The following is a 25880-nucleotide window of genomic DNA, read 5'->3' on the forward strand; positions in this document are numbered from 1 at the left end:
ATAGCCCCCCACTGTCACGCGAAAAACAAGGGCGCCGATGCCAACACATTCCGAAACCCGCATTCTGCCCTATAGCGCTCAGCAGATGTATGATCTGGTGGCGGATGTGGCGAAGTATCCGCAGTTCCTGCCGTGGTGCGCGGCGGCGCGGGTGCGGTCCGTGACCCAGCAGCCAGACGGTTCCAGCCTGATGCAGGCCGATCTGGTGATCAGTTTCAAAGTGTTCCGCGAACGGTTCGGGTCGAACGTGGTGATGCGCCCGGCGCAAAAGCGGCTGGAGATCGAATACCTGGATGGGCCGTTCAAACATATGCGCTCGTCCTGGGATTTCGCCGATGTCGAGGGCGGCTGCGAGGTGCAGTTCTTCGTCGATTTCGAATTCCGCAACGCCATGTTGCAGGGCATCATCGGCGTGGTTTTCAACGAGGCAATGCAGCGGATCGTCCGCGCCTTCGAGCGCCGCGCAGACGCGCTGTATTCCTGACGAAACGCAAAAGGCCGCCCAGACAGAGCGGCCTTTCGGTGTTTATGGTCAATGGGTTACGAGTTGTGATCGTAGGCGCGCTCACCATGGGCGGACAGATCCAGACCGGTGATCTCGGTTTCGTCATCCACCCGCAGCGGGGTGATCAGGCCGACGATCTTGGCAATGATCACCGAGGCCACCAGCGTGAACGCCCCCACAATCGCCAGAGCCCCCAGCTGCGCCGCCCAGGATCCGGCCCCAAAGGCCGCGATCATGATGGTGCCAAAGATCCCGCCCACGCCGTGCACCGCGAACACATCCAGCGTGTCGTCAATATGCAGCTTGTTGCGGACCAGGTTCACCGCCTCTTGGCACAGGATACCGGCAACGGCGCCGATCAGCAGCGCCTCAACCGGCCCCACAAACCCCGAGGCCGGAGTGATCGAGGCCAGGCCGGCAATCGTGCCGGTGACGATGCCCACCAGGCTGGCCTTGCCGTATTTGATCTTCTCCCACAGGGCCCAGGTCAGGGACGCGGTGGCCGCTGAAATATGCGTCACGGTCAGCGCCATCGCGGCGCCTCCATCGGCCGCCAGTTGCGAGCCACCGTTGAAGCCGAACCAGCCGACCCACAGCATCGCCGCGCCGATCATCACATAGCCGGGGTTATGCGGCGGGGTGGTCTTGTTCTTGCGTGCGCCCAGCATGACGGCCAGCACCAGCGCGGCGATGCCTGCGGTCTCGTGCACGACGATGCCGCCGGCGAAATCCTTCACGCCGGTTTCACCGAAGATACCGCCATCGGCCAAGAACCCGCCGCCCCAGATCCAATGGGTGACGGGCGCATAGACCAGCACCATCCACAGGCCCGAAAACAGCAGCACAAAGCCAAAGCCGATCCGTTCCACATAGGCCCCGACAATCAGCGCAGGCGTGATGATGGCAAAGGTCATCTGAAAGGCAAAGAACAGTACCTCGGGCAGGGTGCCCGACAGCGTGTCCGCCGTGATGCCATCCAGGAACATCTTGCCCAGACCGCCCCAATAGGCGCCCCCATCCCCAAAGGCCACCGAGTATCCGACGGCGAACCACAGCACGCTCATCAGGCAGGCGATGGCGTAGACATGCATAAAGACGCTCAGCACGTTTCGCGCGCGCACCAGCCCGCCGTAAAACAGCGCCAGACCCGGCAATGTCATGAACAGCACCAGAGCCGTTGCGACGATGATCCAGGCGGTATCCGCTCCGTTCATTAGTCCTTCCTTTCCAATCTCATCCTTGTTGGTTGGCGAGGACCAAGCGGATTCATTTTGCAAAAGAAAGCAGCGCAGGGGAATTTATATGACTAAAATGTAGGCGATAATTATAAAGATTAAAAAGTAGGCGAAAAATGGCAGTTAAGATTAATATGTAATCGTTATGAATCTGCTGACTCTTTGAGCAATGTGAGCGCTTTTTGAACGGATTCTGCCCGAACGGCGGCGCGCCCCAGGGGGCCGAATTCAATGGTTTCGGTCTGTGTGGGCCGTCCGATCCGGGCCAGGCCAAAGCACACGCGCCCCTCGGGTTTGAACTCGGATCCGCCGGGGCCCGCGATGCCGGTGATGGCGACGGCCACGTCGGCCTCGGACTGGGCCAGAGCGCCCTCGGCCATTTCGCGGGCCACCTGTTCGGACACCGCACCATAGGATTTCAGCGTCTGCGGATTGACCCCCAGCATCTGCATCTTGGCCGCGTTGGTGTAGGTGACAAAGCCGCGCTCGAACACCGCCGAGGAGCCAGCCACATCCGTCAGCGCCGCCGAGACCATCCCCCCTGTGCAGCTTTCGGCCGTGGCGATGCGCAGGGCCTGGGATTTGTACAGCTCCAGCAGATCGGCGGGGGTCATGACATCAGCACTCCGTGGGACAGGGCGGCGGCGGCCACCACCACGATGGCGGCAAAGACCCCCGCGATCACGTCATCCAGCATGACGCCCAGGGCGTCTCCGCGCCGGTCGGCCCAGCCTATGGGGCCGGGCTTCCAGATGTCGAACAGACGGAAACACACAAAGGCCACCACCCAGCCGGGCCAGAGCGCCAGCACATCCGCGCCCACATGCGCCGCGCCGATCATCACCGGGGCCAGGGAGATCCACTGGCCGGCAACCTCGTCAATCACGATCTCGCTGGGGTCGTGATCGTCCTGACCGGCGGTTTCGCGCGCCGTGGCCCACCAACCCAGGGCAAAGACCACGGCAATCGCCGCCAAAAATCCGAACGGCCCGGTCAGCGTGTAGACGGCCCAGGCGGCGGGCAGGGCGGCCAGAGATCCCCAGGTGCCGGGGGCCGGGCGCAGATGGCCCGCATAGAGAAAGGTCGCGATCAGATGCGTCATGTTTTCACCAATGCCGCCGTTGCCAGGGCGGCGATGCCTTCTTCGCGTCCGGTAAAGCCCAGGCGCTCGCTTGTGGTTGCCTTGATTGACACGCGGCTGGCGTCAATGCCCATGATCCGCGCCATTTCGGCCTGCATGGCGGCTGCGTGCGGGCCGATTTTGGGGTGTTCACAGACCAGAGTACAATCCACGTTGGAAATGGCAAAGCCTTTGGCTGCGACCAAACGCGCGGCGTGATCCAGAAAAATCTGGCTGGCCGCGCCCTTCCATTGCGGGTCCGACGGGGGGAAATGGCGGCCGATGTCGCCCTCGGCCAGCGCGCCGTACAGGGCATCCGTCACCGCGTGCATCCCCACATCCGCATCCGAATGGCCCTGCAATCCGCGCCCATGCGGGATTTTGATGCCGCACAGGATCACGTGATCGCCTGTTCCGAACCGATGAACGTCATAGCCATTGCCCAAGCGTATATCCATGTGTCCTCGCAATAGGTTTTCCGCCCGGTCAAAATCGCCGGGATGAGTGATTTTCAGGTTGTGTTCATGCCCCGGCACGATGGTGACGGGCAGGCCGGCGGCGCGCGCGACCTCGACATCATCGGCGGCGGGGCCGGCCTGTGCGCGATGCGCCTGCAACAGCGCGTCATAATGAAATCCCTGCGGCGTCTGCGCTCGGAAAAGCTGAGCGCGGTCCTGCACTCCGGTGACCCGGTTGTCCTGCCCGCGCCACAGCGCATCGGTGACCGGCAGGGCGGGGGCGGCGCCGGGGGTTTCGCGCAGCGCCTCAATGACGGCGTCGATCACGCTGGCCGGCACGCAGGGGCGCGCGACATCGTGAATCAGCACCAGATCGGGGGGCGCGTCTGCCAGGGCCTCCAGCCCGTTACGCACCGAGCCATCGCGCGTCGCGCCGCCGGTGACGCAGATGACAGAGGGCGCGATGGCGGCGATCTGCTCAGAATCATCGGCATGGTGCACCAGCACGATCTGATCAATCGCGGGGTGGTCTGCGAAGGCGAAAACCGTCCAGTCCGCCACGCGTTTTCCTGCGATTGCGCGCCACTGTTTCGGCATCCCGGCGCCCGCGCGGCTGCCGCGTCCTGCGGCGACTATGATGGCGGCGATACGCATGAAAACCCCAAGATTTGTGCCTCTGGAACGTGCATAAGCCGAGACGCCGCAAAGGGCAATCCATCGCGCGGGCCCTGCCTGAATGATTAAAAATTGTGCACATGGGCTGTTGTGGTCTGATTTCTGGGCGGGGCTCATTGATGGGGGCGGGGCGATCCGCTAGGTCAAAGGCAAATGCACAAGGATTAAGCATGTGCCGCTGACACTGGCTGACAACACTCTGACACCTCCGGTTTTTCTGGCACCGCTGGCCGGAATCACCGATTTGCCCTTTCGCAATCTGGTCTCGCGCTTTGGGGCCGGGCTGGTGGTGTCGGAAATGGTGGCCAGCCAGGAAATGGTGCAGGCCAAACCGGGGGTGCGCGAACGGGCCGAGCTGGGATTCGAGGTGGCCAATACCTCGGTGCAGCTGGCTGGGCGCGAGGCCAAATGGATGGCCGAGGCCGCCCGTATGGTCGAGGCAAATGGCGCCCGGATCATCGACATCAACATGGGCTGCCCGGCCAAGAAAGTGGTTAACGGCTATTCCGGCTCGGCGCTGCTGAAGGATCTGGATCACGCGCTGACCCTGATCGAGGCCGTGGTGGGCGCGGTCGATCTGCCGGTGACGCTTAAAACGCGTCTGGGCTGGGACGATGACCTGCTGAACGCGCCGGAACTGGCGCGGCGGGCGGAAAATGCCGGGATTCAGATGATCACCATTCACGGCCGGACACGCTGCCAATTCTACAAGGGCCGCGCCGATTGGGCCGCGATTGCCAATGTCAAACAGGCCGTGCAGATCCCCGTGGTGGCCAATGGCGATATTGTGGATGCCGAAACGGCACGCCGTGCGCTGGACCGTTCGGGCGCGGATGGTGTGATGGTCGGGCGCGGCGCGCAGGGGCGGCCCTGGCTGCTGGCGCAAATCGCGCACGCGCTCTATGACGCGCCGGCCCCCACGCGGCCCGAAGGCGCTGATCTGGTGGATATGGTCAGCGCGCATTACGAGGCGATGCTGGATTTCTATGGCCCCGATCTGGGCCTGCGTGTCGCGCGCAAACATCTGGGCTGGTACATGGACGAGGCCGGAACCGGCCCGCAAACACGTCGCGCGGTGCTGACAGCGCGCAGCCCGCAAGAGGTGCTGCGCCTGCTGCCGCACGCCCTGGAAACCCCCGAAAACGACACTCAAGAGGAGGCCGCGTGATGGACGATTGTGCAATCTGGTCTTCTTTGCCGGTGCCGGGGGTTCTGGTCGATCCGGACGACAATATCGCCGACATCAACCCCGCGGCCGAGGGGTTCCTGAATGCCTCGGCCAAGTCGATCAAGGGGCAGCCCGTCTGGGACCGCATCATGATCGACGCCCCGATGGAAGAGGCCTTTGTCCGGGCGCGCCAAAGCAACACGCCGCTGTTCGTCAATGATGTGGACGTGGGCACAGGCGAGCGCGCGCCGCTGCATTGCAACCTGCAAATCGCGCCGATGCAGGGCATGGAGGGGCATATGCTGTTCCTGATCTCTCCGCGGGAATTGGCCGGGCGTATGACGCAGAGCAACTCTGTCAAATCCGCGGCCAAATCGGCGATCGGCATGGCCGAAATGCTGGCCCATGAGATCAAGAACCCGCTGGCCGGGATCACCGGCGCGGCGCAGCTATTGTCAATGAACCTGCCCGCTGATGATCTGGAGCTGACCGACCTGATCGTTGCCGAAAGCCGCCGCATCGTGAAACTGCTGGAGCAGGTCGAACAATTCGGAAACCTGACCGAACCCGAGCGCAAGCCGGTGAATATCCACGATGTTCTGGACCGCGCGCGCCGTTCGGCGCTGCTGGGGTTTGGCGCGCATATGAAGATTATCGAGGATTACGACCCCTCGCTGCCCATGGCCCATGGCGATCCGGATCAGCTGTTGCAGGTGGTGCTGAACCTGATCAAAAACGCTTCTGAGGCCGCCGCGAAATCGGGCGGCACGATCCGCCTGCACACGTTTTACGAACACAGTTTCAAGCTGCGCCGCAGCGACGGGGCGGGCAAATCCCTGCCGTTGCAGGTGGAAATCATCGACGACGGCCCCGGCCTGCCCGAAGACATCAAGGGCGATGTGTTCGACCCGTTTGTCTCGGGGCGGGAAAACGGCACCGGGCTGGGCCTGGCTCTGGTCAGTAAGATCATTGGCGATCACGACGGCTGGATCTCGGTGAACTCAGTGCCGGGGCGCACGGTTTTCAAAATCTCTCTGCCAATGGCACCCGATGAACGCAAGCAGCGCAAGAAGAAGGAGATCCTGTAATGGACGGTACCGTACTTGTTGCCGATGATGACCGCACGATCCGGACGGTTCTGACCCAGGCATTGACCCGCGCCGGATGTAAGGTGCACGCCACCTCGTCCCTGACCACGCTGATGCGATGGGTCGCCGAGGGCAAAGGCGATGTGGTGATCAGCGACGTGATGATGCCCGATGGCAACGGGCTGGAGATGCTGCCCAAGATCGCCGAGGATCGCCCCGGTCTGCCGGTCATCGTAATCTCGGCGCAGAACACCATCATGACCGCCATTCAGGCCGCCGAGGCCGAGGCCTATGATTACCTGCCCAAACCCTTCGATTTGCCGGACCTGATGAAACGGACGGCCCGCGCGCTGGATCAGCGCCGCCGCGCCGCCCCCGCCGTGCGCCCGGCCGAGGAAAACGACCGCCCAGACGATCTGCCTCTGGTCGGGCGGACGCCGGCAATGCAGGCGCTGTACCGGCTGGTGGCCAAGGTGATGAATACCGATTTGCCGGTGCTGATCGCGGGCGAATCCGGAACTGGCAAGTCTTTGATTGCCAAGGCGATTCACGATTTTTCGGATCGGCGGAACCTGCCGTTTGTCACCGCCACCGTCAGCGATCTGCAAGACATCGAGGGCCCGGCCCGCATTCTGGCGCGGGTCAAGGGCGGCACGCTGCTGATCGACGAGATCGGCGATATCGACCCCGAGGTACAGGCCCGGATCGTGCGCATGATGGACAGCCCCGGCGATCACGTGCCGCGCTTTATGGCCACCAGCCAGCGCGATCTGTCGGATTCGCTGGAGAAGGGTAATATGCGCCAGGATCTGTACTACCGCCTGTCCGGAGCCACGCTTCAGGTGCCGTCCTTGCGTGAACGGGTCGAGGATATTCCCCTGCTGGCCGATCATTTCCTGGCGCGGGCCGAACGCGAGGGCGCGCCCACGCGGGTGCTGTCCAAGGACGCGCTGGAGCTGATGCGCGTCTACAGCTGGCCGGGCAATGTGCGCCAGTTGGAGAATGCGATCAAACGGTTGGTGCTGACCTCGCGCACGGATGAAATCGCGCGGGCTGAGGTTGAGGCCGTGCTGGGCAACCAGCCCGAAATGGAGCCCGTCCTGGGCGGCGGCGATACCGAGAAACTGTCGGCCTCGGTTGCGCGCCATCTGCGCCGGTATTTCGATCTGCATGGCAATATGCTGCCGCCTCCGGGGCTGTATGGCCGGATCCTGAAAGAGGTGGAGCAGCCCCTGATCGAAATCGCGCTGGAGGCGACAGGCGGCAACCAGGCAAAATGCGCCGATCTGCTGGGGATCAACCGCAATACCCTGCGCAAGAAAATCACCGACCTGGATATTCGCGTGACTCGCCGCCGCAAATTGATGTAAAACCGCAACAGAATAGTGGCCCGAATACACGGGCCACAGCATAAGAGCGGTCGGCCCGCATGGGCCAAACATCAGGATGGAGTGGCGGGTGACAGCCCGGACACGATACAACTCGACCTGGAAGAAGTTCCAACGTCTTAGACGTCAACGGCGCGTGCAAAACGCGGCGACCTTTGCCTTGGTGCTGCTGGGGCCGGTGCTGGCGATCTCGACTTTTCTGATTTTGGGGCCGCTGGATCAGGGCTCTTCCTCGCTCAGCCTGCGGCTGATTCTGCTGGCCGATTTCGTCTATGTACTGCTGGTTGCGGCGCTGGTTTTGCAGCGGATCGTGGGGTTGATCTCGGCCCGGCGGGCGAAATCGGCGGGATCCCGCCTGCACCTGCGGTTGACGGGGGCCTTTGCCATTCTGGCGCTGATCCCCACGGTGTCCGTTGCGATTTTCGCGGCGCTGACGGTGAATGTGGGGCTTGAGGGCTGGTTCTCGGATCGGGTGCGGCAGGTGGTGGGGTCATCGCTGGAGGCGGCCGAAGCCTATGAGGACGAACACCGCCGCGATCTGCGCCAGGATGCGCTGGCGCTGGCGGGGATTCTGGATGCCACCCGGCGGATCACGCCCTTCATGGGGGATGCCGATATCCGCCGCGTGCTGACCCAGGGGCAGGCCCAGATACAGCGTGGCCTGCGCGAGGCCTATGTCATTGACGGATCAGGGGAAATCAGGGCGCGGGGGGATCGCTCTTATTTGTTTGATTTCGAACAGCCCAGCCCCCAGCAACTGACCGAGGCCACCGAAGACGATATCCTGATCATCGAGGACTGGGACAATAACGAGTTTCGCGCGCTGGTGCATCTGGACACTTTTGCCGATCGGTTCCTCTATGTCAGCCGCAACGTGGATGGCGAATTGCTAAGCCTGCTGGACGACACCCAGGAAACCGCGCGTTTCTATCAGCAGCTGGAAAATGAACGGGGCCGGGTGCTGTTTGAATTCGGGCTGATCTATCTGGGGTTTGCGGTGATCCTGATCCTGGCCGCGATCTGGCTGGGCCTGTGGTTTGCCGAGCGCCTGTCGCGCCCCGTCGGGCGGCTGACGGGGGCGGCGCAGCGGGTGGGCTCGGGCGATCTGGATGTGCAGGTGGTCGAGGAAGAGGGCGATGACGAAATCGCCATGCTGGGCCGCTATTTCAACCAGATGACCCGGCAGCTGAAGGGCCAGCGCGAAACCTTGCTGGAAAACACTCGCCAGATCGAGCGGCGCCGGCGGCTGTTCGATTCCGTGCTGAGTTCCGTTACCTCGGGCGTGGTGGGGCTGGATGCGACGGGTCGGGTGACTTTTGTGAACCGCTCGGCGCAGCGTCTGCTGGATTGGCAGGACGAACAGCAATCGCTGGCGCTGAAAGTGGCGGTGCCCGAATTCGGCCCTCTGTATGAAAAACTGCGTCAGGGCAACGGCCCCGCCGTTCAAGAGGAAATCAAGGTCAGCCGCAATGGGCAGCTGGAAAACCTGCTGGTGCGTATGGCAACGCGCGAAACCGAAGAGGGCCGGCTGGAGGGCTATGTGGTGGCCTTTGACGATGTGACCAATCTGGTGACGGCGCAGCGCATGGCGGCCTGGGGCGACGTGGCGCGCCGCATCGCGCATGAGATCAAGAACCCGCTGACGCCGATCCAGCTAAGCGCCGAGCGGATCAAGCGCAAATTCAGCCGCCATCTGGACGCCCCCCTGGTTGAGGATCTGGAGCAGCTGACCGCCGTCATCGTGCGGCAGACGAATGATCTGCGGCGGATCGTGGACGAGTTTTCAAAATTCGCCCGGATGCCGGAACCCGATCGCCGCAACGAAAGCCTGAGCAAACTGCTGCGCGACGCTGTTGTTCTGCAACAGAGCGGCCAGCCCGATGTCCGGTTCGAAACCGCACTGACCGAGGATGACCTGACCGGCGATCTGGACGCGACGATGATCAATCAGGCCTTCACGAACTTGATTAAGAATGCCGGAGAAGCCATTGAAACCTTAAGGGAAAAAGGCGATATTGAGGGGCTTTCCCCGCAGATCCGTATCGCCTCTGAACGCGAGGGGCAATGGGCGGTCATCCGTATCTCGGACAATGGGATCGGCCTGCCCGAGGACCGCGCCAGCCTGTTCGAACCCTATGTGACAACGCGCTCTGAGGGGACCGGGCTGGGCCTGCCCATCGTGCGCAAAATCATCGAGGAACATGGCGGCACGCTGACACTGGAGGACGCGCCCGTCTTTGACGGGGCCACGCATTTCGGCGCGATGGCGGTGATCCGTCTGCCGCTGGCCGATACTGAACAAAAATTAGAAGAAAACCCAATTTGAGGACGCCATGAGTGACATCCTGATCGTAGACGATGAGCGCGACATTCGAGAGCTGATCTCGGACATTCTTGAGGACGAGGGCTATACCACGCGGCTGGCCGGCAATTCCGACGACGCGATGAAAGAGATCAACGCCGAACCGCCCGCGCTGATCATTCTGGACATCTGGCTGAAAGACAGCCGGATGGATGGAATCGACATTCTGAAAACGGTGAAACGCGACAATCCGGATGTGCCGGTGGTCATTATTTCCGGCCATGGCAATATTGAAATCGCCGTCGCCGCGATCAAGCAGGGCGCTTATGATTTTATCGAAAAACCCTTTAATATCGACCAGTTGCTGGTGGTGATCCGCCGCGCGATGGAAACCTCGCGCCTGCGGCGGGAAAATCAGGAACTGCGGCGCAGCGATGTTAGCTCGGCCGATATGGTGGGCAGCTCGGCCGCGTTCCGGGCGCTGGTCTCGCAATTGGATAAGGTGACGAAATCCAACGGCCGCGTGATGCTGAGCGGACCGGCCGGCGCGGGCAAGGACGTGGCCGCGCGCTATATCCATGCCAAATCGAACCGCGCCTCGGGACCCTTTGTGACGGTCAGCTGCGCCTCGATCGAACCAGAGCGCATGGAGGAGGTCCTGTTCGGCCAGGAAAGCGCCGAAAGCGGGGTCAAACCCGGCCTGCTGGAACAGGCGCACGGCGGCGTGGTGTTCTTTGACGAGGTCGCGGACATGCCCCTGGGCACGCAATCGAAAATCCTGCGGGTGCTGGTGGATCAGCAATTCATGCGGGTGGGGGGCTCGGATAAGGTGCGGGTGGATCTGCGGGTCATTTCCTCGACCAACCGCGATCTGGAGGCCGAGATCGCCGCGGGCAACTTCCGCCAAGAGCTGTATCACCGGCTGAATGTGGTGCCGATTGCGGTGCCCTCGCTTGAGGACCGGCGCGAGGATATCCCCGAGCTGTCCAACCATTTCGTTGCGATGCTGCATCAAAGTCAGGGCCTGCCCATGCGCGCGTTTTCCGAGGATGCGACAGCGCTGATGCAGACGATGATCTGGCCGGGGAATGTGCGCCAGTTGCGCAACCTGATCGAACGGGTGCTGATCCTGGGGGATGGCACCGGGCCTATTCAGGCGCGTGAACTGCCCGAGGACAAGGGCGAAACCGGCGAAGAGGGGCGCGTGGTGTTGTCTGGCGCGCTGGCGACCCTGCCGCTGCGCGAAGCGCGCGAGGTGTTCGAACGCGAATATCTGTTGACGCAGATCAACCGATTTGGCGGCAACATCAGCCGCACGGCGAATTTCGTCGGGATGGAGCGCTCGGCCCTGCATCGCAAGCTCAAATCGCTGAATGTGGTCACATCCAACAAATCGGGCGCCCGCATCGCTCATGTCGAGGGCGAGGACACGCAGGCTTAAAACCCGCAGGTTAAACACACGGGCCCGAACAGCACGCGGGCCCGCAAGAACGCTCTGGTCCGAAAGATTACTCTGGCCCGAAAGATTACTCTGGCGTGACCGCCCGGTAGCCCGTTTTGGTCTTTACGGCGCAGCTGGTCTGGCTAAGCGCGGGAACCGTGCCGGGCAGGGCGTCCGGGCGGGTTTCGCACAGCGGCAGCTCGATCTGGGCATAGCCTTTGTCGGCCATGCATTGGGCCTCGTATTTGGCGCGCAGGGGGGCGTTGGCATCATAGGTTTCCACCTCGCCGCCGAATTCCATATAGACGACGCGGCAGTCCCCTTCGCTGTTGCAGATCTGCCGGGGCAGGGTGCGCGGCGGGGTGATGCGCGTCATTTTGTTGACCGGCACCTCTTTCAGGGCCTTTACCTGGCAGGCGGTTTCATCCGCTTGCAGGCGCGCCAAAGACGCCCCGGTTTTGTGATAGACATCGACGGGAAAACAGCCGGCCAACAGGCCAAACGCTGCTGAAACAAGCAAATACTGCCGCATGAGAGCCTCCGTTGCAGATATGTCTAAGCTAGGTGCTGCGGCATCAATAATCAATTGACCATGGGCGGGGGGCATGTCATCCAAGGCCCCTGACAACAGGGGATCGTTGCCATGAAAGTCATCATCTGCGGCGCGGGTCAGGTTGGGTGGCAGATCGCGCGCCACCTGTCCGGAGAGCGCAACGACGTGACCGTCGTGGACAATAACCCCGATCTGGTGCGCCGCGCGACGGATACGCTGGATGTGCAGGGGATCGCGGGGTTTGCCTCTTATCCGGATGTGCTGGATCAGGCGGGCGCGCGCGATGCGGATATGATCATTGCCGCCACCTATTCGGACGAGGTGAACATGGTCACCTGCCAGGTGGCCCATTCGGTGTTCAACATCCCCCGCAAAATCGCCCGCCTGCGCAGCCAAAGCTATCTGACCGCGATCTATTCCGATCTCTATCGCCGCGATCACCTGCCGATTGACGTGGTGATCAGCCCAGAACGCGAGGTGGCCGAGGCCGCCTTGCAGCGCCTGGCCTCGCCTCAGGCCTTTGATACCGAACGGTTCATGGATGGGCGCGCGCAGCTGCTGGGGATCACGATCGAAGAGGATTGCCCGATCGTCAACACGCCTTTGCGCCAATTGTCCGAGCTGTTCTCTACCCTGCGTGTGGTGGTGGTGGGGGTGCGCCGCGAGGGCACGCTTTTTGCCCCCGATCCCGGTGATCAGCTGTTCGTGGGCGATGCGTGCTATCTCTTTGCCGTGAACGAGGACGTGCCGCGCACGATGGAGGTGTTCGGCAAAACCTCGAAGAAACAGGAACGCGTGGTGATTATCGGCGGCGGTAATGTCGGCCTGGCCGTGGCGCAGGCGCTGGAAACCCGCGCCGAACGTATCCGCGCCAAAGTGATTGAAAAGAAACGTAAAAACGCAGAACATGCCGCCGACGCGCTGGAACGGACCATTGTGCTGAATGGCGATGGTCTGGATTCGGGGCTTCTGGCCGAGGCGAATATTGCCCGCGCCGATGCGGTTCTGTGCGTCACTGACGATGACAAAACCAACATGCTGGCCGCCGTGCGCGCCAAAACCGAGGGCTGCCCGATGGCCATCGCCCTGATCAACGATCCCACGCTCAGCCCGATGATGGGCCCTCTGGGGATTGACGCCTATATCAACCCGCGCGCGACCACCGTGTCCTCGATCTTGCGGCATATCCGGCACGGGCGGGTGCGCGGCGTCTATTCGATTGGTGATGCCGAGGCCGAAATGATCGAGGCCGAAGTCCTGTCCACCTCGCCCATATCGGGCCAGAAAATCCGCGACATCGACTTCCCCGAGGGCGTGCTGGTGGGCGGTATCCTGAAGGGCGATAAAGTGGTCAAACCGCAAAGCGACACCCGCGTGAACGAGGGCGATGTGATCGTCATCTTCTCGATGGCGTCGGACGTCCCCGAGGTGGAACGTCTGCTGCAAGTCTCGATTGATTTCTTCTGATCCATGTGGGCCGCGATACGCAAACAGCCCTTGTTTTTGCTGCTGATGGGATCGGGGGCGCTGTCGATGTATGTGCCCTCGGCCCATGCGCTGGCAGTGAACAGCCATCGCGAGGCCCGCGCGTTTTTCTATTCCGGCACGCTGTTTTTGCTGATCGTCGTGCTGGTGGCGCTGGCCCTGTCCGCGCGCACCCGCAAACGTGGCGACATGGGCAATCTGCTGGCGTTGTTCGCCTGTTTCAGCCTGTTGCCGCTGATGCTGGCCGTCCCCTTCTACGAGGCCCTGCGCACCACCACCTTTCTGAATGCCTATGTTGAAATGGTATCCAGCCTGACCACCACGGGCGCCACGCTGTTCGATCCCGCCCGTCTGAGCGACACGCAGCATCTGTGGCGCGCGCAGGTCGGCTGGCTGGGCGGGCTGGTGATGTGGGTGGCGGCTGCGGCCATTCTGGCGCCGCTGAACCTGGGCGGTTTCGAGGTGACCTCGACCCTGGAGCCGGGCCATAGCGACGGGCTGGACCGGGGGCTGGATGCGGCCGATCCACAAAAACGCATCCTGCGGGTGACACGCCTGTTGTTTCCGATCTACGGCGGGCTGACGCTGGCGCTGTGGATCATGCTGGTGATCAGCGGAGACCGCCCCCTGGTGGCGCTGTCCCATGCGATGTCGGTGATGGCGACCAGCGGGATTTCCCCGATAGGGGGGACGGAAATGGCGACCTCGGGATTCCCAGGCGAGGCGGTTATGGCCTTGTTTTTGCTGTTCTCCTTGTCTCGGCTGACGTTTTCGGGCGACTCGGTCACCGCGGCGCGCCGCGATGTGCTGCATGACCCGGAATTCCGTCTGGGCCTGCTGATCGTCTCGGCGATTCCGGCGCTGTTGTTTCTGCGGCACTGGATCGGCCTGCATGATTTCGAAGAAGACGGCATCCTTCTGGCGCTGCGCGCGCTGTGGGGGGGGCTGTTCACCACGCTGTCCTTCCTGACAACCACCGGATTCCAAAGCGCCGATTGGGTGACGGCGCAGCACTGGAGCGGGCTAAGCACGCCGGGGCTGATTTTCCTGGGGCTGGCGTTGATCGGCGGCGGCGTGGCCACCACGGCCGGCGGGGTGAAATTGCTGCGCGTCTGGGCGCTGTATCTGAACGGGCTGCGCGAAATGGAGCGCCTGGCCCATCCGTCCTCGGTGGGGCGCACGCAGGGCTATTCGCGCAAAATCCGCAAACAGGGGGCCTATATCGCCTGGATTTTCTTCATGCTGTTTGCGCTCTCGATTGCCGGATTTACCGTGCTTTTTGCGGGGTTTGGCCTGAAATTCGAAAATGCGATCATCCTGGCCGTATCCGCGCTCAGCACGACCGGGCCGCTGGTCGATATGGCGCCGGAAACGCCGATCGTCCTGGTGGATCTGTCCCCCGCGGCAAAATTAAGCTTTTGCGCAGCCATGGTGCTGGGACGTCTGGAAATGCTGGCCATCATTGCCCTGATCACCAGCGATCAGTGGCGCCGCTAAGACAAATTGGCCCGCTCGGCTTTAACGATTTGATTTTAGGGCTGGAAACTCCTTCGCAGGCGCGACATACTCGCCCCAAGGGAATGGGGCCGGGCCGCGGCCCCGCGCAAGAATAAAGGTCTATTTTATGGCTTCCGATAAGCAAAACTTGCAAGACGCATTTCTAAATCACACGCGGAAGACCAAGATTCCGGTCACGATCTTCCTGATTAATGGCGTTAAACTTCAAGGGGTTATCACCTGGTTTGATAATTTCTGTGTGCTTTTGCGCCGCGATGGGCAATCGCAGCTGGTGTATAAGCACGCGATTTCGACGATCATGCCGGCGCAACCCATCAACCTGTATGATGGCGACGACAGCAATTGATGACGCACGAGCGGGAGGCAACCCGAGCCTGGGTTCTGCATCCCGATATCAAATCCGAACGTGACCGCCGCGACCCAGAGTTCGCGCTGGCCGAGGCCGTTTCTCTGGCTGCGGCTCTCCCTGATCTTGAGGTCGTGGGGGCTGAAACCGTGCGCGTCGCCCGCCCGCATCCGGGGATGTTGTTTGGGTCGGGCAAGATCGAAGAGCTGAAAACCAAGCTGAAAGAGGCCGAGGTCGGGCTGGTTCTGGTCGATGGTCCGGTGACGCCTGTTCAGCAACGGAACCTGGAAAAAGAGTGGAAAGTCAAACTCTTGGACCGGACGGGCCTGATCCTCGAAATTTTCAGTGACCGCGCTCGCACCCGCGAAGGTGTGTTGCAGGTGGAGATGGCGGCGCTGTCATATCAACGCACGCGTCTGGTGCGCGCCTGGACCCACCTGGAACGTCAGCGCGGCGGGTTGGGCTTTGTCGGCGGTCCCGGCGAAACCCAGATCGAGGCCGACCGGCGCGCGATCGACGAACAATTGGTCCGCCTGCGTCGGCAGCTGGATAAGGTGGTCAAAACCCGCGAATTGCACCGGGCCGCGCGGGCCAAGGTGCCGTTTCCCATCGTGGCTCTGGTGGGCTACACGAACGCGGGCAAATCCACGCTGTTCAACCGGCTGACCGGGGCCCAGGTGATGGCCAAGGATATGCTGTTTGCCACGCTGGACCCGACCATGCGGCGGGTGCAATTGCCCGATGGCGGCCCCGAGGTGATCTTGTCGGACACTGTGGGGTTCATCAGCGATCTGCCGACCGAACTGGTGGCCGCCTTCCGCGCCACTCTGGAAGAGGTGCTGGCCGCCAATCTGGTGCTGCATGTCCGCGACATTTCGCATTCCGAGACGGAAAATCAGGCGGCGGATGTTCTGGAGATCATGGACTCTTTAGGCATGTCCAAAGATGTCCCCGTTCTGGAAGTCTGGAACAAAATCGACAACTTAGAACGCGAAGCTAAAGCGGCTCATGTCGCCCGTGCCGCGCGTGAGGACAGCGTTCTGGCGATCTCGGCCATCACGGGCGAAGGCCTGCCCGACCTGATGGAGGCGATCACGCGGGCGCTGGCCTCGGAGCGGCACCTGTCCACGCTGCACCTTGGGTTTTCCGAAGGCAAAAAACGCGCCTGGCTGTTTGCACAAGAGGTTGTCGAGGACGAACAGCAGGACGAAACCGGCTTTAACCTGACGGTGCGCTGGACGGATCGGCAGGAAAAACGGTTCCGCGAATTCTGATCGGCGCGGCCTAGTTCTGGCCGCGCGGCATCAGCAGGGTTGTCCCAACGGCGGCGGCGCGCGCCAGATCCACGTCCAGCGACATCGGGATATATTCGCCGCGCCGCCACAGCTCGCCCAGATCGTCATAATGACGCGACAGGAAATGCCCCGATTGCCCGGTGGAAATGATAAAAACCGAGCTGTCCGGATCCGCAAAATCATAGACCCCGCGATAGCCCGCCCCATGCACGTTCAGGAACGGCGCCTCAGGCTCGCCACTGGTTTTGCCGCGCATCAGGGTGAAATCCCCGCCCGAGGTAGACTGCCGGATATTCACGAAATGCTTGAGCACGGGCACGTCACCCAGCACGGGATGGTCATGCGTCGCCTGATGCGCATCGCCCCAGCGCAGCGATTCCAGCGCGCTGCCATAGCGTTCCTCGATCCAGATCAGCGCATCGTTCAGCGCCATGCGCGCCATGTCCGAACAGGTTTCCTGCGGGGCCGATTGCAGCACGTCACACCAAACCGAGGCCCCGTCTACATCCTTGAAAACACGTTCTAAAAACAGGGGTTCGACATGGGTGAACTGTTCGGACAGCGGGCCCAGTTCGTCCTGGATCAGGCGTTTTTGCAGCGCGCGCACCCAGGCTGAATAGATCAGCGGTTCGGGCATGTGCTCGTTCATTTCACCGTTCCATTCGGCCAGCAAGTCCAGCGCGCGCTGGCGCTGGCGTTCGGGGGTGCCCTCGGGGGCGGTCTCGCCGGTGAACCACAGATCGGCGGCGATCAGCGGCAGGATGGTGCGGGCGGCGGGGCTGACAGTGTCCAGCTGGGCCTCGATGAAACTGTCGCGAGTATGGACCTGACGGCTTTGCATCAGGCGGTTCCAGCGCTGGATGCGCTGCGTATCGCCCCAATCGAAACTGACATGCAGCGGAAAGGGCCGGTCCACGGTTTTGTTGTTGGTGTTGCCGACGATCCCGCCGATGGGCTGCACGAACTCGGGATTCGCCGCATAGGCCGAGCGCCCCTGCCAGCGGTTTTCCTGAATCCATCCGGGCGAGGGCAGCCGCCCCTTGGACTGATGCCGGGACGAGCGGCGCGGCATCGCCCCCACGGTTTTCAGCGCGATCTGGCTACGATCGGCCAGGGTGATGTTCTGCGAAGGGGCCACGAAAGGCTCTAGCGCGGCGATCCCATCCTGGACCGAGCGCGCATACATCAGCGCAAGCCCCGCCGACAGGCTGGTGTCGCGCGGGGACAGCGCCGTCCAGGCGATGCTGGTCACATGGCCGGGAGGGGTGATCGCGCCCAGGTCGGCATGGCTGGCGGGCAGCACGGGGCCGTTTTCTGTCCAGCGCAGGGTCATGGTGACGGGCGGCTCGTCCGCGATCTGAATGATGGATTTGCGCGTGATAAAGGGTTTGAAGCCAGTAGGGGTCTGATATTGCTCGGGGTTTTCGGGGTTCAGTTTTTCGACATAGATGTCCAGATCATCCATATAAGAGGACGTGACCGCCCATCCCAGGGCCTCGGATCGCCCCGACAGCACCGTGGGAATGCCGGGAATGGTGGCGCCGATGATGCCGCCATCGGTCAGTTGCAGGCGTGCCAGATACCAGATCGTGGGCGCGGAAAAGCCCAGATGCGGATCGTTGGCCAGAAGCGTGCCGCCCGCAGCCGAGCGGCTGGCCGAAGCCGCCCAGGCATTCGAGGCACCGGACAGCTCGCGCCCATGGAAGGGCGACAGCGGATCGCGCGCGGGCGCGCGCCCGGCGGCAAACCGGGGCAGCGCAGTGTCCATCAGATCGGCATAAGAGGGCAGCGCCGCCACGCCGCTGCCTGGCGCATCGGGCAGAATATCGGCCAGACGGTTCGGATCGGGCAGCAGCAGCGATGTGCGGGCGCGCAGCACCTCGGTTTCCAGCTGGCGCATCATCTGCACCGCCATCAGCTTGACCAAGGCCACCGAATCCGCAGGCGTCCACGGGGCGATGGGCGCATTGAACAGGAACATTTCAGGCGCGCCACGGCCAAGGGCCCGATCATTGACCTCGGAGATGCGGGCGTTCACCCCGGCGGCATAGGCATTCAGAGCCGTCTGGGTGCGCGCGTCCTGCACCGCGACCGATTGCTTGGCCAGCGTATACAGATCAAACCGGCGCATCAGCTTGTCGATCTCGATGGTGCGGGGGCCAAAGACCTCGGACAGGCGGCCCTGCACCGTGCGGCGCATCGTGGTCATCTGCCACAGCCGGTCCTGCGCATGAGCATAGCCCAACCCAAAGAACACATCCGGATCCGTCCCGCCAAAGACATGCGGCACATTGGCATTGTCGCGCACGATTTCCACAGGGGTGGTCAGGCCCGTCACCCGCAGGCGTTTGTCATATTCCGGCAAAGAGCCCGCCGCCAGATAGTACACCACCAGCACCGCCAGAACCGCCAGGATGATCAGCGCGCCGGTCAGGCGAAATAGCCATCGGATGAATGTTACCATATGCCCAGAGTCCCTGTTCGCCCTTGCCTTTGCCCCGTTAGCTAGCCACAAACGAAGGCGAATACAAATGCAAGCGAGGTGAGACATGGCGAAAGTGGCGTTTCTGGGCCTAGGAGTGATGGGCTATCCGATGGCAGGCCATCTGGTAAAGGCCGGCCACGAGGTGGTGGTCTATAACCGCACCGCCGCCAAGGCTGAGGCCTGGGTGGCCGAACATGGCGGCGCGATGGCTCTGACCCCGCGCGCGGCGGCGGCGGGCTGCGATTTCGTGATGGCCTGTGTGGGCAATGATGACGATTTGCGCGCCGTCTGCACCGGCCCCGATGGTGCCTTTGCCGGCATGTCCGAAGGCGCGGTTTTCGTCGATCACACCACGGTCTCGGCCGCTGTCACGCGCGAGCTGGCTGGGCAGGGCGTGGCCTTTGTGGATGCGCCGGTGTCCGGCGGGCAGGCTGGGGCGGAAAACGGCCAGCTGGTGGTCATGTGCGGCGGCGATCAGGCCGCTTACGATGCCGCGGTCCCGGTGATCGACGCCTATGCGAAGATGTGCAAACGCCTGGGCGACAGCGGCATGGGCCAGATGTGCAAAATGGTGAATCAGATCTGCATCGCCGGGCTGGTCCAGGGCCTGTCCGAAGGGCTCCATTTCGCTGAAAAGGCAGGCCTGGACGGGCGCGCCGTGGTCGAGGTCATCGGAGGCGGCGCCGCCGGCAGCTGGCAGATGGTGAACCGCTATGAAACCATGCTGGACGATGAATTCGAGCACGGGTTCGCCGTCGATTGGATGCGCAAGGATCTGAATATCTGCCTGTCCACCGCCGATGAGATCCAGGCCTCCTTGCCTGTCACGGCGCTGGTGGATCAGTTCTACAAGGATGTGCAGAAACTGGGCGGCGGGCGCTGGGATACGTCAAGCCTGCTCAAACGCCTGCGCGCGCTGGATTAACCCGTCAAAGGCCCTTCGGGGCCTTTTTCAATGGGGCGAAGCGTTTGAAAACAAATGGATTACCAAAATCCCGCACAGGATCAGCCCCATGCCCAGAATGGCCGGCAGATCCAGCCTTTGGCCAAAAACAGCCAAGCCGATCAGGGCGATCAACACAATGCCCAGCCCGCTCCAGATCGCATAGACAATCCCCACTGGCATAACCTTCAGTGCCAGCGACAGCAGCCAGAAACTGACCCCATAAGCCACTACCACCAGCACCGAGGGCCACAGCCGCGAAAACTGCTGGCTGGCCTGCAAGGCAGTGGTGCCGATGGTTTCCGCAGCGATGGCCAGAAAGAGGATCAGATAGGTCTGCATATGCTCTCCTTAGGTGGCGACGTACCAGTCCTTGCGATGATTGACGGCAATGGTCAGATTCACCACCAAAGCGCCCAGAAGCGAATATAGCACCAGCGGAGTCTCGATCACGAAAAACGCCAGGGTAAAGACCCCCACATCGAACAATAGCTGCGTATAGCCCGCCCGAAACCCGGTCTTGTCCTGCAAATACAGCGCCAGAATGCCGACACCGCCCAGACTGGCCCCATGTCGGAACAACGCCAAAAGCCCCGCGCCCGACATCATGCCAAACAAGATCGCACCAACCACAGGATGCACCGTGCCCAGTTGAAAATAATCGGGCAGAAAACTGGAAATCACCGACAACAGTCCCACCGCCACAAAGGTCTTCAGCGTAAACAGCCACCCCATGCGCCGAAACGCGAGCCAGTAAAACGGCAGGTTCACCACAAAGAACACCGCGCCGAACCCATAGCCGGTCAGATAAGACAGCAGCACCGCAAGACCGGCCGTCTGGCCGGTGACCAGCCCTAGATGGGTCAGAATCACCATTCCCGCTGCGGCCATTGTCGAGCCAAACAGAAGCCCCTGAACATCGGCAAGGGGCCCGTGTTTCTGCACAGAAGAAGAGATGCTTTGCGTATTCATTCCGGATACATGCCGCAAAGCGCCAGAGAGTACCAGACCAGAGACGCGCCGCGTGGCTCAGACGGTGCGGCATTGAGTATTTTGATCAGAAAGAAGCCAGATGCCGCGCAATCTCCTCAGTTTCGCAAGGGGCGGTTTCCCGTTTCTTTCTGATACAAATACTCATAACGCGGCAGAAGAAGCAAAATGCAGCGTTTGCGTTTACAGGGGGTCAGCCCACAAGCGCTTTGTTCAGGTTTTCGTCGATTTTTTCCAGGAAACCCATGGTCGTCAGCCAGGCCTGTTCGGGGCCGACCAGGAGCGCCAGGTCTTTGGTCATGTAGCCGGATTCGACGGTTTCCACGACGACGCGTTCCAGCGTTTCGGCGAAGTGCTGAAGTTGCGGGTTCTCGTCCAGTTTGGCGCGGTGTTTCAGCCCTCCGGTCCAGGCGTAGATCGAGGCGATCGAGTTGGTCGAGGTTTGCTCGCCTTTTTGGTGCTGGCGATAGTGGCGGGTGACGGTGCCGTGGGCCGCCTCGGATTCGACGATTTTGCCGTCCGGGGTCATGAGTTGCGAGGCCATCAGGCCCAAAGAGCCAAAGCCCTGTGCAACGGTGTCTGACTGGACGTCTCCGTCATAGTTTTTACAGGCCCAGACGAATTTTCCGTTCCATTTCATCGCACAGGCGACCATGTCGTCGATCAGCCGGTGTTCGTACCAGATGCCTTTGGCTTTGAACTGCTCTTCGAATTCTTCTTCATAGATTTTCTGGAACAGGTCTTTAAAGCGGCCGTCATAGGCCTTGAGGATGGTGTTTTTCGTGGACAGGTAGACCGGCCAGCCCAAGGCCAGCCCATAGTTCAGCGAGGCGCGGGCGAAGTCTATGATCGAGCTGTCGAGGTTATACATCGCCTGATAGACCCCGGCCGAGGGCGCGTCATAGACCTCGCGTTCGATCACCGTGCCGTCCTCGCCGACGAATTTCATCGTCAGCTTGCCGGCGCCGGGAAAGGTGAAATCCGTCGCTTTATACTGATCGCCAAAGGCGTGGCGTCCCACCACGATGGGCGAGGTCCAGCCGGGGACCAGGCGCGGGACGTTTTTGCAGATGATCGGTTGGCGGAAGACCACACCGCCCAGGATGTTGCGGATGGTGCCGTTGGGGCTGCGCCACATCTTTTTGAGGCCAAACTCCTCGACCCGTTGTTCATCGGGGGTGATCGTGGCGCATTTGACGGCGACGCCCACTTCTTTGGTTTTCTCGGCCGCGTCGATGGTGATCTGATCCTCGGTGCGGTCGCGTTCCTCGATGCCCAGATCATAGTAGAGCAGATCCAGATCCAGATAGGGCAGGATCAGCTTATCCTTGATGAACTGCCAGATGATACGGGTCATTTCATCGCCGTCCATTTCGACGACGGGATTGGCGACTTTGATCTTCGACATGGGTGGGGTCTCTCTGATTTGCCGTGGCTACAGGGGTGTTGTGCCTGAAAACCGGCCAGGGATCAAGGGAGTGTATGCAATTGTATACCGCAAATTGCCCTAATTCAGGCGCTGCTCGACCCGGCGCATATAAAGCAGACACAGGAAGGCCGACAGGCTGGTCAGCGCCACCCCGACGGTCAGGGGCAGGGGCGTGTTGGTAAAGCTCAGCCCGACGGGGATTGCCATGGCTCCGGCCAGAACGGTCGCCACCGCGCCCGACACACTGGCCACCATGCCGGCGATATGGCCCATTGGCTCCATCGTGATCGAGTTCAGATTGCCCAGCGTCAGCCCCGTCTGGAAAAACACCGAGGTCATCCAGGCGACAAACAGATAAAACCCGGCCTCTCCCAGCAGGCCCGACAGCCAGGCCAGGCTCATCAGGGTAGACAGAACAGCCTGCGCGCCCAGGGCGATGCTGGCCAGATTGCGCATCCCGAAACGCATCACCAGCGCCGCGTTCAGCAGGCTGGCCGAGCCAGACATCAGCGCCATTGCGGCAAACCAATAAGGAAAGCTGTCAGCCCGGCCAAAGGTGATGTCGAATATCGGGTGGATCAGCGTGATCGCCATGAACAGACTGCCAAAGGCCAGGGTCTGCGCCAGGATCGACAGGCGCACGGTGGGGTGGGCGAACATCTCTTGGATGGCGGCCATGATGACGGGCAGGCGCAGCGGACGGCGCTGTGCGGGGGGCAGGGATTCAGGCTGCCGCACCGCCAGCCACCCCGCCGAGAGCAGCGCAAACAGGATAAACGCGGCAAAAATCCCGCGCCATCCGGCCAGCGCAATGATCCCGGTGCCCATCAGCGGGGCGACGGCGGGGATCAGCGTGAACACCATCATCACAAAGGACATGATCCGCGCCATATCACGCCCGGAATACAGGTCTCGGACAATCGCCAGCCCCACCACGCGCGGCCCGGCGGCGCCCAGCCCTTGCAGGAAACGCGCGATCAGGATCGGCTCCAGCCCCTGGGCGAAAAACGCGGCGGCGGCGGCCAGCGTATACAGCCCGGCCCCCAGCAGAATGATCGGTTTGCGCCCGAACGTGTCTGACAGCGGCCCGGTAAAGAACGTCCCCACGCCCATGCCCAGAACAAAGCTGGTCAGGATCAGCTGAGCGCGGTTCACATCCTCGGGGCTGAGCTCGGCAGCGATCTGAGGCAGGGCGGGCAGCATCGAATCGATGGAAAAGGCGATCGTTGCAAAAAGCGTCGCCAGAAGGGCAACGAATTCAACGCGGGACAGAGCGGGGCGGCTGGTCATGGGATTTCCTGTATGCAACCCTTGGGCGCTAACATGGATTGCGGCGCGGGGCCATACAGGATTGCTACGGTGCTGTCCTCAGCCCCGCCGCCTGCGCCGCCGCCCGCCCGAGCCTTCGGACTTGGTGTTGAAACTGACCTGCGGCAGCGCCACCACCCGCGCCAGTTCGGGGAAAGGATCAGAGGCATGGGGGATCGCGTTGGCGGCGACGAAATGTTCCTGAAACCGCGGCTCGATCGCGGTTTCGATCTTGGTGATCTTGTGCACGGTCTGTTCGATCTCGGCCCTTGCCGCGATGTTGCACAGGGCGATACGCGCGCCCGTGCCGGCGGCGTTGCCCGCGCTTTGCACACGGTCCAGCGGGACATCGGGGATCATCCCCAGCACCATCGCGTGTTTGGGGCTGATATGCGCGCCAAAGGCCCCGGCCAGCACCACACGGTCCACGGTATCGACGCCCATTTCGTCCATCAGCAGCCGCGCCCCGGCATAGAGCGCGGATTTGGCCAGCTGGATGGCGCGAATGTCGCCCTGGGTGACGGTGATCAGCGGGCCGCCCTCGGCCGTGCCATCATGGATGACATAGGCATGGGTGCGCCCTTCGGCGATGCAGCGGGGCGTGCCGGTTTGTTCGGCCGAGCCGATCAGCCCCGAAGGATCCAGTAGCCCGGCGATGCGCATTTCGGCGACGGCCTCGATGATGCCCGACCCGCAAATCCCCGTGATGCCCGTCGCCGCCGAGGCCTGGGCAAACCCAGCATCGTCCGACCACATATCCACGCCGATGATGCGGAAACGCGGCTCTTTGGTGGTGGGGTCGATCTCGATCCGTTCAATGGCGCCGGGGGCCGCGCGCTGGCCTGAGCTGATCTGCGCGCCTTCGAACGCGGGGCCCGTGGGGGATGAACAGGCCAGCACGCGGGTCGTATTGCCCAGCAGGATTTCCGCATTGGTGCCTACATCAACAATAAGCGCCAGGTCTTTGGATTTATTAGGTTCTTCTGACAGGGACACGGCAGCCGCATCGGCCCCCACATGGCCGGCGATACAAGGCAGAACATAGACCTGCGCACGCGGGTTCAGCGCGCTTAGATCCAGCTGCGCGGCGGGCAGCGACAGGCTGTCCGAGGTCGCCAGCGCAAAGGGCGCCTGGCCCAGTTCCACCGGATCAATGCCCAGCAGCAAATGGTGCATGACGGGGTTGCAGACAAAGGTGGCCTCGACCAGCAGGGCAGGATCAATCTGCGCTTCGCTGCACAGATCGGTGGCCAGATCGTTCAGCGCGGTGCGCACGGCGGCTGTCATTTCTGCATCGCCGCCGGGGTTCATCATCGCATAGGAGACGCGGCTCATCAGATCCTCGCCAAAGCGGATCTGCGGGTTCATCAGCCCGGACGAGGCGATCACCGTGCCGGTTTGCAGATCGCACAGATGCGCGGCGATGGTGGTCGAGCCCAGATCAATCGCCAGCCCGTAAAGACCGCTGTCATGCAGGCCGGGCCAGACCTCAATCAGGCGGGGGGCTGTGCCGGTGTGATCGTGATGCAGGGCAACGGTGACCTGCCAGTTGCCCTTGCGCAGGGTGGGTTGCAGCTTGGACAGGATGGACAGATCGGCGCGCAGATCGTCAATCTGCCATTGATCGCGCAGGGCTGCCTTCAGCCGTTCGAAATCGCCGGTGGGGACGTGCATGTCGGGCTGAGCGACCTCGACGAAATACAGCCGCGTGGCCGGGTCCATGGTGATGGCGCGGGCGCTGGCGGCCTTGCGGATCACCTGTTTATGGACCTGGGATTCGGGGGGCACGTCGATGACGATATCGCCCTGCACGGTGGCCTGACAGCCCAGGCGGCGGCCCTTGGCCAGGCCGCGTTTGTCGTCATAGCGCTGCTCGACCGCGTTCCATTCGGACAGGGCGTTTTCCTGCACGGTGACGCCATGTTTGGGGAATTCGCCATAAGACGGGGTGATCTGGCATTTCGAGCAGATGCCCCGCCCGCCGCAGACCGAATCCAGATCGACGCCCAGCTGGCGGGCGGCTGTCAGAACCGGAGTGCCCACAGGAAAGCGCCCGCGTTTGCCGGAAGGGGTGAAGATGACGAGAGGATCGGTCATGAGGCAGGCCTTGGGTGTTCGCGTTGCGGCGGATCATAGGGTGTCTGCGCG

Annotated in this window: 22 protein-coding genes; 11 read left to right on the forward strand and 11 right to left on the reverse strand. The window is 62.3% G+C overall.

The features are described from left to right. The first annotated feature begins 37 nt into the window (after nt 1-37). On the forward strand, nt 38-484 hold the full coding sequence (locus tag ACP15O_RS12210) for a type II toxin-antitoxin system RatA family toxin (protein WP_425096380.1): 447 nt from the start codon (nt 38-40) through the stop codon (nt 482-484). Nucleotides 485-540: 56 nt separating this feature from the next. On the opposite strand, the gene ACP15O_RS12215 is transcribed toward ACP15O_RS12210, so the two are convergent. From ACP15O_RS12215 to ACP15O_RS12230, 4 genes are all read right to left on the reverse strand, one after another. Continuing rightward, nucleotides 541-1719: an ammonium transporter gene (locus ACP15O_RS12215; protein WP_425096381.1), complete on the reverse strand. Its 1179-nt coding sequence runs from the start codon at nt 1717-1719 to the stop codon at nt 541-543. 164 nt (nt 1720-1883) lie between these two features. Continuing rightward, a complete protein-coding gene (locus tag ACP15O_RS12220) occupies nt 1884-2354 on the reverse strand; it encodes a CinA family protein (protein WP_425096382.1) in 471 nt (156 codons plus the stop codon). Continuing rightward, the gene (locus tag ACP15O_RS12225; protein ID WP_425096383.1) at nt 2351-2842 is read right to left on the reverse strand and encodes a phosphatidylglycerophosphatase A family protein; all 492 of its coding nucleotides are present in this window, start codon (nt 2840-2842) and stop codon (nt 2351-2353) included. The genes ACP15O_RS12220 and ACP15O_RS12225 overlap by 4 nt, the downstream gene beginning before the upstream one ends. After that, a complete protein-coding gene (locus ACP15O_RS12230) occupies nt 2839-3972 on the reverse strand; it encodes a bifunctional 2-C-methyl-D-erythritol 4-phosphate cytidylyltransferase/2-C-methyl-D-erythritol 2,4-cyclodiphosphate synthase (RefSeq protein WP_425096384.1) in 1134 nt (377 codons plus the stop codon). The genes ACP15O_RS12225 and ACP15O_RS12230 overlap by 4 nt, the downstream gene beginning before the upstream one ends. A 193-nt stretch (nt 3973-4165) precedes the next feature. On the opposite strand from ACP15O_RS12230, the gene dusB reads away from it, so the two are divergent. From dusB to ntrX, 5 genes are all read left to right on the forward strand, one after another. Next, complete coding sequence (gene dusB, locus ACP15O_RS12235) at nt 4166-5161, forward strand: tRNA dihydrouridine synthase DusB (protein ID WP_425096385.1); 996 nt, start codon at nt 4166-4168, stop codon at nt 5159-5161. Further along, nucleotides 5161-6249 (forward strand): two-component system sensor histidine kinase NtrB, encoded by a 1089-nt coding sequence (locus tag ACP15O_RS12240; protein ID WP_425096386.1) that lies wholly within the window; start codon nt 5161-5163, stop codon nt 6247-6249. Before dusB ends, ACP15O_RS12240 begins: the two co-directional genes overlap by 1 nt. Continuing rightward, complete coding sequence (locus ACP15O_RS12245; RefSeq protein ID WP_425096387.1) at nt 6249-7619, forward strand: response regulator; 1371 nt, start codon at nt 6249-6251, stop codon at nt 7617-7619. Before ACP15O_RS12240 ends, ACP15O_RS12245 begins: the two co-directional genes overlap by 1 nt. An 88-nt stretch (nt 7620-7707) precedes the next feature. Then, nucleotides 7708-9963, forward strand: coding sequence for a sensor histidine kinase NtrY-like (locus ACP15O_RS12250; protein ID WP_425096388.1), 2256 nt, complete (start codon nt 7708-7710; stop codon nt 9961-9963). A gap of 7 nt (nt 9964-9970) precedes the next feature. Then, a complete protein-coding gene (ntrX, locus tag ACP15O_RS12255; protein WP_425096389.1) occupies nt 9971-11380 on the forward strand; it encodes a nitrogen assimilation response regulator NtrX in 1410 nt (469 codons plus the stop codon). 85 nt (nt 11381-11465) lie between these two features. Here ntrX and ACP15O_RS12260 read toward each other — a convergent pair whose 3' ends face one another. Continuing rightward, nucleotides 11466-11912, reverse strand: coding sequence for a hypothetical protein (locus tag ACP15O_RS12260; protein ID WP_425096390.1), 447 nt, complete (start codon nt 11910-11912; stop codon nt 11466-11468). Nucleotides 11913-12023: 111 nt separating this feature from the next. Here ACP15O_RS12260 and trkA point away from each other — a divergent pair, with 111 nt between their 5' ends. The 4 genes from trkA (at nt 12024) to hflX (ending at nt 16556) form a co-directional block, all read left to right on the forward strand. Continuing rightward, a complete protein-coding gene (trkA, locus tag ACP15O_RS12265; protein ID WP_425096391.1) occupies nt 12024-13400 on the forward strand; it encodes a Trk system potassium transporter TrkA in 1377 nt (458 codons plus the stop codon). Nucleotides 13401-13403: 3 nt separating this feature from the next. Continuing rightward, the gene (locus ACP15O_RS12270; RefSeq protein ID WP_425096392.1) at nt 13404-14915 is read left to right on the forward strand and encodes a TrkH family potassium uptake protein; all 1512 of its coding nucleotides are present in this window, start codon (nt 13404-13406) and stop codon (nt 14913-14915) included. A gap of 127 nt (nt 14916-15042) precedes the next feature. After that, nucleotides 15043-15282, forward strand: coding sequence for an RNA chaperone Hfq (hfq, locus tag ACP15O_RS12275; RefSeq protein ID WP_296764948.1), 240 nt, complete (start codon nt 15043-15045; stop codon nt 15280-15282). Beyond that, entirely contained in the window at nt 15282-16556 is a 1275-nt protein-coding gene (gene hflX / locus ACP15O_RS12280) for a GTPase HflX (RefSeq protein WP_425096393.1), read from the forward strand. The genes hfq and hflX overlap by 1 nt, the downstream gene beginning before the upstream one ends. Before the next feature lie 10 nt (nt 16557-16566). On the opposite strand, the gene ACP15O_RS12285 is transcribed toward hflX, so the two are convergent. Continuing rightward, nucleotides 16567-19041, reverse strand: a complete 2475-nt coding sequence (locus ACP15O_RS12285; protein WP_425096394.1) for a penicillin acylase family protein — start codon at nt 19039-19041, stop codon at nt 16567-16569. Nucleotides 19042-19126: 85 nt separating this feature from the next. Between ACP15O_RS12285 and ACP15O_RS12290 the strand changes: the two genes are divergently transcribed. Further along, entirely contained in the window at nt 19127-19987 is an 861-nt protein-coding gene (locus ACP15O_RS12290; RefSeq protein ID WP_425096395.1) for an NAD(P)-dependent oxidoreductase, read from the forward strand. Nucleotides 19988-20014: 27 nt separating this feature from the next. On the opposite strand, the gene ACP15O_RS12295 is transcribed toward ACP15O_RS12290, so the two are convergent. The 5 genes from ACP15O_RS12295 to ACP15O_RS12315 form a co-directional block, all read right to left on the reverse strand. Next, the gene (locus tag ACP15O_RS12295) at nt 20015-20347 is read right to left on the reverse strand and encodes an SMR family transporter (protein ID WP_425096396.1); all 333 of its coding nucleotides are present in this window, start codon (nt 20345-20347) and stop codon (nt 20015-20017) included. 9 nt (nt 20348-20356) lie between these two features. Further along, nucleotides 20357-20977 (reverse strand): YitT family protein, encoded by a 621-nt coding sequence (locus ACP15O_RS12300; RefSeq protein ID WP_425096397.1) that lies wholly within the window; start codon nt 20975-20977, stop codon nt 20357-20359. Between the two features lie 211 nt (nt 20978-21188). Beyond that, complete coding sequence (locus tag ACP15O_RS12305; RefSeq protein WP_425096398.1) at nt 21189-22403, reverse strand: NADP-dependent isocitrate dehydrogenase; 1215 nt, start codon at nt 22401-22403, stop codon at nt 21189-21191. Nucleotides 22404-22502: 99 nt separating this feature from the next. Continuing rightward, nucleotides 22503-23714 carry a multidrug effflux MFS transporter gene (locus tag ACP15O_RS12310; protein ID WP_425096399.1) on the reverse strand — a complete coding sequence of 404 codons (1212 nt, stop codon included), beginning with the start codon at nt 23712-23714 and terminating at the stop codon, nt 22503-22505. A gap of 78 nt (nt 23715-23792) precedes the next feature. Beyond that, nucleotides 23793-25829 (reverse strand): ASKHA domain-containing protein, encoded by a 2037-nt coding sequence (locus ACP15O_RS12315; RefSeq protein WP_425096400.1) that lies wholly within the window; start codon nt 25827-25829, stop codon nt 23793-23795. Nucleotides 25830-25880 lie beyond the last annotated feature (51 nt).

This window comes from Youngimonas ophiurae (nom. illeg.) (assembly GCF_049803795.1).
Classification (GTDB): domain Bacteria; phylum Pseudomonadota; class Alphaproteobacteria; order Rhodobacterales; family Rhodobacteraceae; genus Thalassobius.

Bases quoted from the DNA above. Each gene is read 5' to 3' on its own strand.
- ACP15O_RS12210 (WP_425096380.1), top strand. From the start codon at position 38: ATGCCAACACATTCCGAAACCCGCATTCTGCCCTATAGCGCTCAGCAG.
- ACP15O_RS12215 (WP_425096381.1), bottom strand. From the start codon at position 1,719: ATGAACGGAGCGGATACCGCCTGGATCATCGTCGCAACGGCTCTGGTG.
- ACP15O_RS12220 (WP_425096382.1), bottom strand. From the start codon at position 2,354: ATGACCCCCGCCGATCTGCTGGAGCTGTACAAATCCCAGGCCCTGCGC.
- ACP15O_RS12225 (WP_425096383.1), bottom strand. From the start codon at position 2,842: ATGACGCATCTGATCGCGACCTTTCTCTATGCGGGCCATCTGCGCCCG.
- ACP15O_RS12230 (WP_425096384.1), bottom strand. From the start codon at position 3,972: ATGCGTATCGCCGCCATCATAGTCGCCGCAGGACGCGGCAGCCGCGCG.
- ACP15O_RS12240 (WP_425096386.1), top strand. From the start codon at position 5,161: ATGGACGATTGTGCAATCTGGTCTTCTTTGCCGGTGCCGGGGGTTCTG.
- ACP15O_RS12245 (WP_425096387.1), top strand. From the start codon at position 6,249: ATGGACGGTACCGTACTTGTTGCCGATGATGACCGCACGATCCGGACG.
- ntrX (WP_425096389.1), top strand. From the start codon at position 9,971: ATGAGTGACATCCTGATCGTAGACGATGAGCGCGACATTCGAGAGCTG.
- ACP15O_RS12260 (WP_425096390.1), bottom strand. From the start codon at position 11,912: ATGCGGCAGTATTTGCTTGTTTCAGCAGCGTTTGGCCTGTTGGCCGGC.
- trkA (WP_425096391.1), top strand. From the start codon at position 12,024: ATGAAAGTCATCATCTGCGGCGCGGGTCAGGTTGGGTGGCAGATCGCG.
- ACP15O_RS12270 (WP_425096392.1), top strand. From the start codon at position 13,404: ATGTGGGCCGCGATACGCAAACAGCCCTTGTTTTTGCTGCTGATGGGA.
- hfq (WP_296764948.1), top strand. From the start codon at position 15,043: ATGGCTTCCGATAAGCAAAACTTGCAAGACGCATTTCTAAATCACACG.
- hflX (WP_425096393.1), top strand. From the start codon at position 15,282: ATGACGCACGAGCGGGAGGCAACCCGAGCCTGGGTTCTGCATCCCGAT.
- ACP15O_RS12285 (WP_425096394.1), bottom strand. From the start codon at position 19,041: ATGGTAACATTCATCCGATGGCTATTTCGCCTGACCGGCGCGCTGATC.
- ACP15O_RS12290 (WP_425096395.1), top strand. From the start codon at position 19,127: ATGGCGAAAGTGGCGTTTCTGGGCCTAGGAGTGATGGGCTATCCGATG.
- ACP15O_RS12295 (WP_425096396.1), bottom strand. From the start codon at position 20,347: ATGCAGACCTATCTGATCCTCTTTCTGGCCATCGCTGCGGAAACCATC.
- ACP15O_RS12300 (WP_425096397.1), bottom strand. From the start codon at position 20,977: ATGAATACGCAAAGCATCTCTTCTTCTGTGCAGAAACACGGGCCCCTT.
- ACP15O_RS12305 (WP_425096398.1), bottom strand. From the start codon at position 22,403: ATGTCGAAGATCAAAGTCGCCAATCCCGTCGTCGAAATGGACGGCGAT.
- ACP15O_RS12310 (WP_425096399.1), bottom strand. From the start codon at position 23,714: ATGACCAGCCGCCCCGCTCTGTCCCGCGTTGAATTCGTTGCCCTTCTG.
- ACP15O_RS12315 (WP_425096400.1), bottom strand. From the start codon at position 25,829: ATGACCGATCCTCTCGTCATCTTCACCCCTTCCGGCAAACGCGGGCGC.